Source organism: Streptomyces flavochromogenes, from assembly GCF_000717595.1.
Lineage (GTDB): Bacteria > Actinomycetota > Actinomycetes > Streptomycetales > Streptomycetaceae > Streptomyces > Streptomyces flavochromogenes.
On record NZ_JNZO01000001.1, the window covers coordinates 172,648 to 186,418 of the forward strand.

10 protein-coding genes are annotated in these 13,771 nt (G+C 72.1%); 6 read left to right on the forward strand and 4 right to left on the reverse strand.

The window, feature by feature from the left end; translation table 11 throughout:
• Positions 1 to 87 precede the first annotated feature (87 nt).
• Positions 88 to 2,865 carry a glycosyl hydrolase gene (locus IF00_RS0100600; protein ID WP_030312998.1) on the reverse strand — a complete coding sequence of 926 codons (2,778 nt, stop codon included), beginning with the start codon at positions 2,863 to 2,865 and terminating at the stop codon, positions 88 to 90.
• 318 nt (positions 2,866 to 3,183) lie between these two features.
• On the opposite strand from IF00_RS0100600, the gene IF00_RS0100605 reads away from it, so the two are divergent.
• From IF00_RS0100605 to IF00_RS0100620, 4 genes are all read left to right on the forward strand, one after another.
• Positions 3,184 to 4,506 (forward strand): ABC transporter substrate-binding protein, encoded by a 1,323-nt coding sequence (locus IF00_RS0100605; protein ID WP_030312999.1) that lies wholly within the window; start codon positions 3,184 to 3,186, stop codon positions 4,504 to 4,506.
• A gap of 56 nt (positions 4,507 to 4,562) precedes the next feature.
• A complete protein-coding gene (locus IF00_RS0100610) occupies positions 4,563 to 5,528 on the forward strand; it encodes a carbohydrate ABC transporter permease (RefSeq protein WP_030313000.1) in 966 nt (321 codons plus the stop codon).
• Positions 5,525 to 6,436, forward strand: coding sequence for a carbohydrate ABC transporter permease (locus tag IF00_RS0100615; protein WP_030313001.1), 912 nt, complete (start codon positions 5,525 to 5,527; stop codon positions 6,434 to 6,436). The genes IF00_RS0100610 and IF00_RS0100615 overlap by 4 nt, the downstream gene beginning before the upstream one ends.
• A 77-nt stretch (positions 6,437 to 6,513) precedes the next feature.
• Positions 6,514 to 7,917 (forward strand): GH1 family beta-glucosidase, encoded by a 1,404-nt coding sequence (locus IF00_RS0100620; RefSeq protein ID WP_030313002.1) that lies wholly within the window; start codon positions 6,514 to 6,516, stop codon positions 7,915 to 7,917.
• 27 nt (positions 7,918 to 7,944) lie between these two features.
• On the opposite strand, the gene IF00_RS0100625 is transcribed toward IF00_RS0100620, so the two are convergent.
• The 3 genes from IF00_RS0100625 to IF00_RS0100635 all read right to left on the reverse strand — a co-directional run bounded on the left by IF00_RS0100625 (position 7,945) and on the right by IF00_RS0100635 (position 11,312).
• Positions 7,945 to 8,706 (reverse strand): hypothetical protein, encoded by a 762-nt coding sequence (locus tag IF00_RS0100625; protein ID WP_158710414.1) that lies wholly within the window; start codon positions 8,704 to 8,706, stop codon positions 7,945 to 7,947.
• Positions 8,707 to 8,867: 161 nt separating this feature from the next.
• On the reverse strand, positions 8,868 to 10,238 hold the full coding sequence (locus IF00_RS0100630; RefSeq protein WP_030313004.1) for a carbohydrate-binding protein: 1,371 nt from the start codon (positions 10,236 to 10,238) through the stop codon (positions 8,868 to 8,870).
• A 135-nt stretch (positions 10,239 to 10,373) separates the two neighbouring features.
• On the reverse strand, positions 10,374 to 11,312 hold the full coding sequence (locus tag IF00_RS0100635) for a LysR family transcriptional regulator (RefSeq protein ID WP_030313005.1): 939 nt from the start codon (positions 11,310 to 11,312) through the stop codon (positions 10,374 to 10,376).
• Between the two features lie 231 nt (positions 11,313 to 11,543).
• On the opposite strand from IF00_RS0100635, the gene IF00_RS0100640 reads away from it, so the two are divergent.
• Together IF00_RS0100640 and IF00_RS0100645 are read left to right on the forward strand one after the other, a co-directional pair.
• Complete coding sequence (locus IF00_RS0100640; protein WP_030313006.1) at positions 11,544 to 12,209, forward strand: GOLPH3/VPS74 family protein; 666 nt, start codon at positions 11,544 to 11,546, stop codon at positions 12,207 to 12,209.
• 202 nt (positions 12,210 to 12,411) lie between these two features.
• On the forward strand, positions 12,412 to 13,749 hold the full coding sequence (locus tag IF00_RS0100645; protein ID WP_030313007.1) for a hypothetical protein: 1,338 nt from the start codon (positions 12,412 to 12,414) through the stop codon (positions 13,747 to 13,749).
• Positions 13,750 to 13,771: the final 22 nt, after the last annotated feature.

The window sequence follows — 13,771 nt, forward strand, 5'->3', positions numbered from 1 at the left end:
CGGACGGGGACGGCGGGAGCATACGGGACGGCGGGCCGGGTGAGGAGGAACCCGGCCCGCCGCTCCGCTCTCCGGGAGCTCGGACGGTCAGTCGTACGGGATGACCACCACCGACCGGTCCGTGCCCGTCTGGACGCGCGAGTCGCCGTTGCCGATCGCGCTCCAGACCTCCAGGCGCACCGTGCCGCCGGTCAGGTTGCCGAGTGTTCCGGTGGCGGACTTGAGACCGCGGGACTGGGCGTACTCCTCCCAGCCGGTCACCGGGTCGGTGGCGAAGTAGTGGTACGTCTCCGTCCGTTCGAAGGTGCCGTCACCGGTGAGGTCGTAGCTGATCCGGGCCTGCTGGCCGAGGCCGACGGCCGTGCCGGCGTCGATCTGGAGGCGGAAGGCGGTGGAACCGCCCGCCTTCAGGGTGCCGTTGACTCCCCTGGCCTCGTAGACGACCGGCCGGTTGGGGGTGCCGTCGTGGTTGCCGCCCTGGGCGGAGAGGACGGTGTCGCTGCCCGCCGTGGCGCCGGTGGCCGTGGTGAGCGCGCCGCCCGTGCGGAGCTGGAAGGTGTTGCCGGTGGACGGCCCCGGGTCCGGGTCGGGATCGGTGCCGCCCGTACCCGTGCCGCTGGCGGTGGAACGCGCGGGCACGGAAAGGGACTTGCCGTCGGAGAAGGTGACGGTGCGGGCGCTGGTGCCGTGGTTGTGGGCGACGTACGTCCGGGTGCCTCCCTTGCTGAAGACGGCGGAGGTGGGGATGGATCCGGTGACCGTCGCGTCGGGGGCTCCGAGCGTGTCGAGTGCGGTGAGCCAGTGGTAGGTGTGGGCCTTGGACTCGCCCGCCTCCGGGGTGTAGCCGGCGTTGCCCGCGTCCCACTTGGCCTTGGCCGCTGCCGGGTCGGCGAAGGACTGGAACTCCCAGAGGATGTCGCGCCATTCGACGGCGGGGCCGGGGTTCTCCCGTTCCATCTCGGCGATGTTGCGGCGGACGGCGTCCTTGTGTCCGCCGAGGTGGAGTGAACCACCGGTCACCGGGAGGACGTTGATGCCGTGGATCTCCTCGGGGTTGGCGGTCCACCAGGTGGCGTAGGCGGCTCCGCTGCCCCAGACCATGCCGACGGTGTCGTGCTGGAAGGCGCCGGGGAAGACCTGCTGGTCGGCGTCGAACCAGTACTGGGCGATGGCCTCGCCCTCGGTGGTGAGCAAGTACGTTCCGAGGTCGCGGAGCTGGGTGTTGCCGGTGGCCGACCCCCAGAGGACGAGTGCGGCACTGAGGTTGGTCGACTCGGAGGAGGACTCCTGGTTGTTGCCGGCGGCGAAGCCCTGGTGTCCGCTGGCCCAGCTGTGTCCGGCGTAGACGTCGAAGCCGCGGAGGAACGGGAAGGCGGTGTCGGTGCGGCTGGGGTTGGCGGTGTCGCGGACCAGGGTCTTCACCATCGCGCCCCAGGCGGAGTCCGCGGCCCATCCCGCGTCGTACTGGGCGACGATCGCGGCGGCGTACACGTAGTAGCCGTAGTGGAAGTGGTGGTCGTTGAGTTCGGTGTCGCTGCCGTACGAGGCCGGGTAGCCGGTGAGGGTCTTCCAGGCCGTGTCGTACGAGAACTCGCTGGCGCCGCCGGCCGTGAACCAGTCCTGGAGCCGGCCCTTGATCTGGCCGAGGAGCTTGTCACGGAGCGCGGTCTCGCCGATCTGGTCGGCGAGCGGCACCAGTTGGGCGAGCTTGCCGAGGGCCTTGCCGGTCCAGTAGGTTTCGACGGCCCCGGAGAAGGGGTCGGCGGAGTTCGCGACCTCGTTCAGATAGCCGCGCAGGCGGGCGGTGTCGACGCCGCTGCCGCCCGGAAGTCCGGGCAGGGTGGCGGCCGCCTTCTGACTGGTGGTGAACGAGGCCGACTCCCGGACCTTCATGGTGCCGCGGGGGGACACGTAGGTGTACGGGGTGAGCGGGTCGGTGGTGTTCAGCCACTGGTGACGGTAGAGCGCCTGGAGGGCGCCGCGCTCGGTGCCCTCCTTCGCCTCGGTGGTGAGGGCGTAGGTGGCGCGGACGGTGCCGGTGTCGTAGCTCCAGTTCACGGTGGATCCGGTGACGAAGCTGTAGGCGTACTTGCGGTAGGTGGCGAGCGCGTCGGTGGAGGGCAGGACGGCGACGGAGAAGTAGTCCTTGCCGCCGAGCCCGGCGGTGATGCTGGAGCCGGAGACGGTCCAGTCGGTGCCGCTGGGAGCGAAGAGGGCGTAGTGGTGGCCCGCGACGGTGATGCCGAGGACGTTGCCCTGGTCGGCGAAGACGGCGGGCGTGCCGGCGGTGGTGACCCTGGCGTCGCCGCCGGTGCCCTTGGCGTACACGAAGGGCATGCCGTGGCCGATGGTGGTGCGCAGCGTGCGGGCGCCGTCGGACCAGTAGGGGGTGACGGTCCAGTCGGACCAGGCGTCGGCCTTGGTGTCGGGCGAGTTGAGCCCGGTGAGGCCGAGGGTGAGGTCGGCCTTGTGGGCGAACTCGTACTGGCGCCCGTCGCCGACGACGGCGGGGGTGGTCGGGTAGCCGAGTTCGAGGCCGCCGGCGACGGCCTGGTAGGTGAGGGGGTGGCCGTACATGGGAGTGGAGTACGGGTTGTCCCCGTAGCGCTGGAAGGCGAGGGAGGACCACCAGTCGTTGGTGGGGACCGGCTTGCCCTGGGCGGCGGCGGTGACCTTGGGGGTGACCGGGGCGCCGGTGTTGGTGGTGGGGCCGGATGTTCCGGCGGGGCGGGTGTCGGAGTAGCTTCCGGCGCCCGTGGGCACGGTGGCCGCTGCCGCGGGGGCGGCGGCGGGGCCGAGTCCCAGGGCGGCGAGGGCGGAGACCAGGACCAGCGCGGCGGCCGGCCTTGTGCGGGGGGCTGGCATGTACGGCACCTCATGTCGTTCGCGACGAGTGGGGCACGGAGGGGATGCGCGGGGAGAGGGGATGCGCGGGGAGTGGGGGCGATCTCGCGGTGGACGCTTGGGCGAACGCTGCGAGAGAGCGCTCTCAAGACGCCGGAAACGTAAAACCGCCGAAACACGTGTGTCAAGAGGTTGAACACAGGCCGGACTTGACGGCTCTTCCCGTCCGTTACGCCTTCGAGCCTTGACGGATGGGCTCCGCCCCAGGCACGCTCCCCCCGCACGCTTGAGAGCGCTCTCAGTCGCTCTCGCTCGTTCCGGAGCCAAGGGAGGCTTCCCATGCCCATCGCCCGAGCCGCCGTCACGACCACCGCCGCCAGGAGAGCCGTCGTCCGCCTGGGGGCGGTCGCACTCACCGGCGCCCTGCTCGCCGCCTGCGGAGGTGCGTCGGACGACACGTCCACCGACGGCGCGGGAGGCGAGGTCACCCTCACCGTCGACCTGTTCGGCTCCTTCGGGTACAAGGAGGCCGGGCTCTACGCCGAGTACGAGAAGCTCCACCCCGGTGTCACCATCAAGCAGACGGACACCGAGGACGAGGCCGACTACTGGAAGTCCCTCCAGACCCGGCTCGCCGGCGGGGCCGGCCTCGCCGACGTGCAGGGCATCGAGGTGGGCCGGATCGCCTCCGTCACCCAGCAGCAGGCCGACCGGTTCGAGGACCTCAGGAAGTACGGCGCGGACTCCCTCAAGGACCAGTTCGCCCCGGCGAAGTGGGCCGCCGCCGGCGGCAAGGGCGGCGAGGTCCTCGGCCTCGGCACCGACGTCGGGCCCGAGGCGATGTGCTACCGCACCGACCTCTTCAAGCAGGCCGGGCTCCCCACCGACCGCGCGGAGCTCGCCAAGAAGTGGTCCACCTGGGACGGCTACCTGGCCCTCGGGAAGCAGTACAAGGCGAAGGCCACCGGCAAGAGCGCCTGGATCGACAGCACCGGCAGCCTCTACTCGATCATCATCGGGCAGGAGAAGGAGCGGTACTACGACGCCTCCGGGAAGCTGATCTGGGAGAGCAACCCCGCGCTGCGCAACGCCTGGGACCACGCCGTCCAGGCGGCCCAGGACGGGCTGACCGCCAAGCTCGACCAGTGGTCCCCGCAGTGGAACCAGGCCTTCGCCGCCGGTTCCTTCGCCACCATCCCCTGCCCCGCCTGGATGCTCGGCTACATCAAGGGCCAGGCCGGTGAGGCAGGCAAGGGCAAGTGGGACGTCGCCACGCTCCCCGGCGGCGCCGGCAACTGGGGCGGCTCGTACCTGGCGGTGCCGAAGGCCGCGAAGCACAAGAAGGAGGCATACGAGCTCGTCAAGTGGCTCACCGCTCCCGAGCAGCAGACGAAGCTCTTCCAGAAGCAGGGCAACTTCCCCTCCGCCACGGGCGCGATCGAGAAGGTCTCCGGCGCGAAGGACCCGTTCTTCTCCGACGCCCCCATCGGGCAGATCTTCGGCGACGCGGCGAAGGCGGCCCCGGTCCAGGTGCTCGGCGTGCACGACCAGAACATCACGACGCAGATCACGAACGCGCTGAGCGAGGTCGAGCGGAAGGGGACCTCGCCGGACAAGGCCTGGTCGAACGCGAAGAAGGGCGTCGAGAACACCATCGGCTGACCCCCGCCGACACCCCTCCTCCCCACGTCTCCTCCACTCCTCCGAAGGGCCGCGCCGTGACCCTCACCGCATCCGAGACGCCGGCCCCGCCGAAGCCGGTCCCGCCGCCCGCGCGGCGGGGGTCCGCCCGGCGGGCCTGGCAGTCGTTCTCGCCGTACGCCTACCTCGCCCCGTTCTTCACCCTGTTCGTCGCCTTCGGGCTCTTCCCACTGCTCTACACGGCCTTCGTCTCGCTCTACCGGGTGGAGCTCCAGACGCCCGGCGACATGGAGTGGCGCGGCCTCGGCAACTACACCGCGCTCTTCGGAGACGAGTACTTCTGGCTCTCACTGCGCAACACGTTCACCATCGGTGTGCTCTCCACCGTGCCGCAGCTCGTCATGGCACTCGGACTCGCGCATCTGCTGAACTACAAGATGCGCGGCCGCACCTTCCTGCGGACCGCGGTCCTCCTGCCGTACGCGACGTCGGTGGCCGCCGCCACCCTCGTCTTCGCCCAGCTCTTCGGGCGGGACTTCGGTCTGATCAACTACGCGCTCGGCCTGGTCGGCATCGACCCCGTCGACTGGCAGAACGGCACGCTCGCCTCGCAGATCGCCGTGTCGACGGTCGTCATCTGGCGCTGGACCGGCTACAACGCGCTGATCTACCTGGCCGGCATGCAGTCGATCCCCCATGAGCTGTACGAGGCCGCCGCGATGGACGGGGCCTCGCGGTGGCGCCAGTTCTTCCACGTCACGCTGCCGGGTCTGCGGCCCACGATCCTGTTCACCGTCATCGTCTCGACGATCGGCGCGACCCAGCTGTTCGGCGAGCCGCTGCTGCTCGAAGGGTCCGTCTCGGGCGGCATCTCGCACCAGTACCAGACGCTCGGCCTGTACATGTACGAGCAGGGCTGGGGCTTCTTCCATCTGGGCCGGGCCGCCGCCATCGCCTGGGTGATGTTCCTGCTCATCGTGGTGCTCGTCGGGGTCAACGCCCTGATCGCGCGCCGCCGTTCCCGCAAGGAGGCCGGCCGATGACCGCACCCGGTTCCACCGTGACGCGAAGCCCCTCCCGGGCCGGTCGCACGCCCGGCTCCACCGTGACACGAGGCCCCTCCCGGGCCGGCCGCACCCTGCACGCGGGCCCGCTCGCGTACGGGATCCTCATCGTCGCCGTCCTGTTCTCCGCGTTCCCCTTCTACTGGACGATCGTCGCGGCGAGCCGCTCCAACGCCGACCTGGCGAAGGTGCCGCCGACGCTGCTGCCGGGCCCGAACCTGATCCGCAACTTCGAGGCGGTCCTCGAAGAGGCGGACATCGGCAAGGCACTGCTCAACTCCCTCATCGTGTCCGGCTCGATCACCCTCGGCACCGTGCTGTGCTGCACGCTCGCCGGCTTCGCCTTCGCCAAGCTCCGTTTCCGGGGCCGGGGCGCGCTTCTGGCGATCACGATCGGCACGATGATGATCCCGCCGCAGCTGGGCGTGATCCCGCTGTTCATGCTGATCGCCGAGCTGGGCTGGGTGAACCAGCTCCAGGCGGTGATCCTGCCGGGCCTGGTGTCCGCGTTCGGGGTGTTCTTCATGCGCCAGTACCTGGTGCAGACGCTGCCGGACGAGCTGATCGAGGCGGCGCGGGTCGACGGCGCGTCCACCGCCCGCATCTTCTGGTCGATCGTGGTGCCGATCGCCCGGCCCGGCATGGCCGTCCTGGGCCTGCTGACCTTCATGGCCGCCTGGAACGACTTCTTCTGGCCCGTCGTCGCCCTCACGTCCTCCGAGCCCACGGTCCAGGTCGCCCTGCGCCAGCTCGGCGGCGGATACGTCCACGACCAGTCCGTGATCATGGCGGGCACTCTGCTCGGCACCCTGCCGGTACTCCTGGTCTTCGGCCTGCTGGGCCGGCAGATCGTCGGCGGCATCATGCAGGGCGCGGTCAAGGGCTGACCCCGCCGCCCCGCCCGGCCCCGACGGCACCGCTCCTCCCATCCCCCAGACCTCTCACTCCAGGGAGTTCCCATCCCATGACCGCGCTCGACGCCCGTACCGACACGACGACCGTCCTCCGCTTCCCCGAGGGCTTCCGCTGGGGCACCGCCACGGCCGCCTACCAGATCGAGGGGGCGGCGGGAGAGGACGGCCGCACTCCCTCCATCTGGGACACCTTCAGCCGTACGCCCGGCAAGGTGCGCAACGGTGACACCGGTGACATCGCCGCCGACCACTACCACCGGGTCGACGAGGACGTCGAGTTGATGCGGCGGCTCGGCGTGACCGACTACCGCTTCTCGATCGCCTGGCCCCGGGTGCAGCCCACCGGGCGCGGCCCCGCCGTGCGCAAGGGGCTGGACTTCTACCGGCGGCTCGCCGACCGTCTCCTCGACGCCGGGATCCGCCCGGTGGCGACGCTCTACCACTGGGACCTCCCGCAGGAGCTGGAGGACGCCGGCGGCTGGCCGCAGCGGGACACCGCGTACCGGTTCGCCGAATACGCGGCCATCATGGCGGACGCCCTCGGCGACCGGGTGGCGACCTGGACCACGCTCAACGAGCCCTGGTGCGCCGCCTTCCTCGGCTACGGCAACGGCGTGCACGCCCCGGGCCGCACCAGCGCCCTCGCCTCGCTCCGGGCCGCCCACCACCTGAACCTGGCGCACGGGCTCGCGGCGCGCACCCTGCGCGGGGCGCTGCCCGGCACGTCCGAGGTGTCGCTCACCCTCAACCTCCACGCGGTGAGGCCCTGCTCGCAGGCGCCGGAGGATCTGGACGCGGCGCGCCGGATCGACGCGGTCGGCAACCGCATCTTCCTCGACCCCGTCTTCCACGGCAGGCTCGCGGAGGACCTGGTCCGCGACACGACGTCGGTCACGGACTGGTCCTTCGTGCGGGACGGCGATCTCGCGACGGCGGCCGCGCCGATCGACTCGCTCGGCATCAACTACTACTCCCCCTCGGTCGTCGGGGCGGGCAGCTCGGAGTCGCCCTCGCCGTGGGCGGGCGCGGAGCGGCACGTCCGGTTCGAGCCGGCCCCGGGGCCGCGCACGGCGATGGACTGGCCGGTGGACGCGGACGGTCTGCACGAGCTGCTGATCCGGCTGCGGGACGAGCTGCCGGACGTACCGCTGGTGATCACCGAGAACGGTGCGGCGTACGACGACTACGCCGACCCCTCGGGCAACGTGAAGGACCCGGAGCGGGTGGCGTACCTCCACGCGCATCTGGCGTCCGTGCACCGCGCGCTCGCGGACGGGGCCGATGTCCGGGGGTACTTCCTGTGGTCGCTCCTGGACAACTTCGAGTGGGCGTACGGCTACAGCAAGCGGTTCGGCATCGTGCACGTGGACTTCGCGACGCAGCGGCGGACGCTGAAGGACAGCGCCCGCTGGTACGCGGAGGTCATCGCGCGCGGGGGCCTGGCCGAGGCCTGACGGGCGGGCCGGCGTGACCCGGGCCGGCTACTTCCGCAGCGCGCCGGCCACGAAGGCCCGGGTCCACGGGACGGCGGATTCGACGGGGATGTACTCCGAGTCCGCCGGGAAGAAGTCCACGACGCCCGCCGCGCCGTAGTTCGCCCAGAAGCAGGTGGTCATCGGGAAGGTGTCGGTGACGTTCTGCCGGCACTTCACGACGAGGGTGCTGCTCGTGACGGTCCGGGGCTTGCCGGTGAAGTTGCGGCCGTAGCCCGTGGCGAGGTCCACGGACGCGTCGAAGATCCTGTTCAGCGCGGCGGTGGGGTCGGGCACGTTCTCGTACAGGTGGGTCCTGGCGGTGAACATGGGCGCCGACGCCGACATGGTGCCCTTGCGGAGGACGTTGCGCGGGCTGCCGAAGCAGGACACCTCGCCGGCGATGTCCTGGCTGTCGCCCTCGATCTCCTTGAGGCCGTCGTCCCCGGTGACGCTCATGTCGAGGTCGCTGCCGTAGTGGAAGCCGCCGTCGCCCTCGTCGCAGACGAGGCCTTCCAGTTCCGGGACGGCGATGGCCGTGTAGCGGATGCCGGGATCGGCGGCGAGCTTCCCGGCGGCCGGGGAGGTCCCGGCCTCTCCGCCGCCGGTGGCCGGGCCGCCGGAGGAGTGTCCCGCCGACACCTTCCCGGCCGGGGGCCGCTCCGTCGATCCCACGGCGTCCGTCGGCTCGGTGGAGCCGCAGCCCGTCAGCGTCACCGCCACGGACGAGGCGAGAACCGCCGAAGCCACGACTGCCCGAAACCTGCTCATGTGCCGACTCCCCCGCGAGGCGCACGTGCCGCTCCGATGACGGCACCCTGTGGATGACCACGATGGTCGATCAAGATCGCGGCGATCCTACGGGGAACGCGAGGGGGTGCCGCGCCACCCCCCTCGGGTACGCGGCACCCCCGGTCACTATTCGGCCAGGGTCAGAGGCGCTGCCACAGCGCCGGGACGTTCGGCGGCTGCCAGCCCGCCTGGGCCTGGTGGCCCTGGAGGCAGCGGTAGCTCGCACCGCCGTACGTGACCACGTCCCCGGCCGCGTAGACCTTTCCGGCCGCCCAGGTGCCGCCCGGCTCCGGCTCGCCCGGGCCGGGCCCGGGGTCGGTACCGGTGGTCTTCAGCGTGAGCCCGTAGTTCTGGAGCAGCGGGTTCAGTGGCTGGAAGAAGGTGGTGCCGCCGCTGGAGCAGTTCCCGGAACCGCCGGACGTGACGCCCTGGGCCTGGCTGCCGGAGATGTACGAGCCTCCGGAGTCGCCGGGCTCGGCGCAGACGGTCGTACGGGTCACCCCGGAGATGGTGCCCTCGGGGTAGGTGACGCTCGTGTTGTGCTGCTGCACGGTGCCGCAGTGCCAGCCGGTGGTCGAGCCGGAGCGGCACACGGAGGAGCCGACGGGCTGCAGCACCGAGCCGGTCACCTGGACGTTCGCGCCGCCCGAGCCCTTGACGTAAGGGGTGGAGGTCCAGTTGGTGTTGGCGGCGACCCAGGCCATGTCGTTGCCGGGGAAGACCGAGCCCTGGAAACTGCCCTGCGCCACCTGGTTGAAGCCGCTGGTGGTGGTGCCCGCCCGGCCGCAGTGACCGGCGGTGGCGAAGCCCTGGGTGGTGCCCCGCGTCACCGCGAAGCCGACCGAGCAGCGGCCGCCGCCGCCCATGTAGTACGCGTCGCCGCCCCGGATGTCGTACAGGGGGCGGGGTGCCTGGCCGGTGCGGACGACGCGCACCAGCTCACGCGGCACGCCGGTGGCCCGCACGAGCCGCGCCCCGGCGCCCGCCCTGGTCTCCTCGACGACCAGGACGTTGGCGCGGACGTCGACGTATCGGACGGGCGCGTCGGTGCCGGCCGTCCGGTCGAGACGCTGCTTGGCGCGTTCCAGGGCGGTCAGACTGTGCGTCACGAGCCGGGCCCGCGCACCCGTGGCCCGGATCGCGGGGGTGTCGGCGGCGCGGGTGGTGGCCACGGTCAGGGTGCCGGCCTCGGCGCCGTCCACCCACGCTCCGGCGAAGGCACCGCCGAGGCCCTGGCGGAGCCGGGCGGCGGTGGCGCCTGCCTCGGCCTCGTTGGCGAGGCGGGTGCGGGCCTGGGAGTGGGTCAGTCCGAGGTCGCGTCGCATGGCGTCGAGCAGCTCGGGCCGGGCGGAGTCGGCGCCGAGCGCCTGGGCGGCGGTCCTGACGGTCGGGGCGCGGTGCGGGTCCCGGCCGTCCGGGGCGGCGGCGGCGGAACCGGCCTGGAGTCCGGCCAGCGCCATTCCGGCGGCGACGAGGGAGGTACACGCCGCGCGGGCGTGTCGTCGGAGCATGGGGAGTCTCCTCGGTTCTCGGATCACGGTTCGGGGATCTCGGATCCCGGCCCCGGGATCTCGGTGGGGGATCTGCTGGAACCGTAGGGATCACAACGAGGAGACGGCAGCTGCCGGTTGGCCCCTGCCATGGCGTTATGCCGGGGGCGCCGCCCTCGTGTGCACCCGCCCCGCGCTGGTCACCAGCGCCTCGGCGTGGGCGGCCCGGGTGTGGCCGAGGACGGTGGCGGCCAGGGAGGCCGCGCGCCCCTCGGGATGCCAGCCGAGCAGGTGCCGCCACATGAGCGGGGCGCCCGCGAGGGGACGGGTGACGAGGCCCGGGGTCACGGGGAAGGTGGCCCGGCACAGTCCGACGGCCCGGCCGACCTGCACCAGATGGACACAGGAGGCGGTGTCCGTCTCGTACACACAGGCCGGGGTGAATCCGGCCCGTACGCAGGCGGCCGCGAAACAGTCACCGAAGCAGCCGTCGCCCGGCACGTCGGTCCAGGCCTCCGCCGCCAGTTCGGCCAGATCGATCTCGACGCGGGACGCCAGCGGGTGGTCCGCGGCAAGCATCACGTACACCGGGTCGCGGGCGACCTCCGCCCAGGCCAGTCGTCCCGCCTCGGGCGGACCGCTCTCGCCGCAGACCCCGACGAGGGCGAAGTCCAGACGACCGTCGGCGACCCCGCCGGCGATCTCGCGCTCCGACCACGAGATGTACGTGCTGACAGGGGCGCCGGGGTCGTCGCGCGCGATCCGGTCGACCAGGCCGCCGAGCAGCGGCCCGTGGGTGCCGCCGAGCCGGTAGCCCTCCGCCCCGCTCCGGGCGAACCGCACCGCCTCCTCCTGCAGCTCGCAGACGGCGGGCAGCACCACCCGTGCCCGTTCGAGCACCAGGTCACCGAGCGCCGTGGCCCGTACGCCCTCCCGTCCGCGCTCGAACAGAGCTCCGCCCAGGGCCCGTTCGATCCGCTTGAGCTGAGCACTCAGCGCCGGCTGGGCGAGTCCGAGCGCGGTCGCCGCGCGTGTGAGGCTCCCCGCGTCGGCGACGGCCCGGATCGTCTTGAGGTGCCTCAGCTCCAAGTCCATAGCGAGAGCTTGACGCGCCGACCCGCTGCGGTCCAGACCAAAGCGCGCCCCGAATTCCGCCGTGCCCACGAAACGACGCAGGTCACAGCGGGCGGCGGCCCGCCGACGGGAACCGGACCGGCGCTCCGCTCGTCCTCAGGGGCGAAGGGTGCCGGGAGGACGGTCGACCGCCTCGTGGCGCCGCACACGCGCGCGTGCGGAAGATCGCATGCGGAAGGTAGGGGGTACGGGGTGGCGGTCACGCTCGCGGAGGAGATCATGCTGCTGTCCCTGGACGATGTGTCCGGGGTCGCGAAGGAGCGGCAGACCGCCGCATGGGCGGTCGCGGGCGGCATCCTGCTCGATCTCGTCCTGGCGGGACGTGTGTCGGTCGACGACGGGCGCCTCCGGGTGACGGACGCGACGCCCACCGAAGTGCCGCTGCTCGACGAGCGGCTGCGGCAGGTCGACGCGTGGTGCGCGAAGAAGGGCAGGGCCCCGAAGGTCACCGAGTGGCTGACGAAGGACCACACCAAGGCCGTGAAGGCCACGGTCGAGAGCCTCCGCGAGCGCGGCCTGGTGCGGGAGGAGCGGCAGCGGGTGATGGGCCTCTTCCCCGTCTCCCGCTACCCGGAGGCGGACGGCTCCGTCGAACGCGAGCTGAGGGCCAGGCTGCGCACGGTCCTCGCCACCGGTCCGGCCCACAGCGCCCGCACCACGGGCCTCCTCGCCCTGATTCACGGCGCCAGGCTCCACCGCCTCGCGTTCCCCGACATACCCCGCAAGGAGGTCGCGGCCCGGCTGGAGGAGCTCACGGCCGGCCAGTGGGCCGCGGAGGGCGTGCGCCGGGCGATCCGGGACATGCAGGCCGCGATGCTCGCGATCACGGCGGCCACGATGGTGACGGTCACGAGCTGAGCGCGCGGGGGCCTCGTTCGACGCGGAGCGGGGAGCGGATCGGGGTGGGCCCCCACGGCCCGCCCCGATCCGCCACCACTCTCTCTCCCGCCACTCACGTCTCACTCACGTTCCGCTAACGCGGGCGAGGCGGTTGGGGCGCGGTAGTCTGCTCGCCTTTCCGATCACGTACCCGATTCCTTCAGGGAAGCGAGCGACGCAGATGACCGATCTGAGCCGGATATACGTGGACGAGTGCCTGGGCGGGAACCGCGGGCTCGCCGAGGCCGTGGCGCGGGCCGGGCTGCCGCCGGCCTTCGAGGAGGCGTGGCGCGCGCATCTGCTGCCCCGGCCCTGGTTCGTACGGGCCCCGGAGACGGCCGCCTTCGCGCGGGACCTGGAGGGGCTCTTCGAGCTGCTCGTGTCACTGCCGCTCCGGCTCTTCGACGGGGACGTCGACCGGTACGCGGCGGAGGTCGGCATCGACCCCCCGCTCGCCGCGCTGCTCCGCCGGGGCGGCTCCGGTGTCCCGGCCAAGTTCGGGCGGGCCGACGCCTATCACGACGGCACCGGGTACAAGCTGCTGGAGTTCAACCTCGGCAGCGAGGTCGGCGGTGTGGACATGGGCGTGTTCAACCAAGGGCTGCTGCGGGTGCCCGAATTCGCGGACTTCGCGCGCGTGCACCGGCTCGATCACGTGGACATCGCCGCGCGGACGGCCGCCGTTCTGCGCGACCGCGCCAAGCCGGCGCTGTCCGGGGGCGGAAACCCGGTGGTCGGGCTGATCGAGGGGCGCGGCGGCGTCGCCCCGTACGGCAGGCTGATGCGGGCCACGGTCGAGGCGATGGCCGAGCAGGGCATCGATGTGCGGATCGGGGAGATCGACGACGTACGCACCCGGTCCGACGGCAAACTCACCCTGGACGGCACCCCGCTGGACCTGGTCCTGCGGAACTTCGCTGCGCGTCAGCTCCTCGACGACCCGGCGGGCCCCGACGTGGCGGAACCGTTCTTCCGCGCCCACCAGGCCGGCCGGACCGTCCTGTTCACGTCGCTGGAGAGCGGCTTCTACTCGAACAAGAGCGCCCTCGCGCTGCTCACCGACCCGCGCCGGCGCGGCTCGTTCGACGCCGCGGAGCGGGCCCTCGTCGACCGGATCCTGCCATGGAGCCGTACGCTCCACGCCTCCGTTCCCGCCGAGCTCGTCGACCTCTGCCGGGAGCGGCGGGAGCAGCTCATCCTCAAGCCGGGCGCCGGGTACGGCGGCCTCGACACCTTCGTCGGCTGGGAGTGCACGGACGCGGAGTGGGACAAGGCGGTGCGCGTCGCCGTCGAGCGGGGCGGTTACGTGGCACAGGAGCGGGTCGTACCGCGCCCGGAGCCGGTGTACGACCCGGCGACCGGCGCGGTCGACGACTGGATCGCGGCGCTCGGCGTCTTCCTCACCGACGAGGGGTACGCGGGCACGCACGCGCGGGTCAACCGCGCCGACGGGGGCGCGATCGTCGGGATGAGCAGCAACCCGGACACCCGGATGGTGGGTGTGTTCTCCCACCCGTGACGCGCGGAGGGGGTTCGGCGGG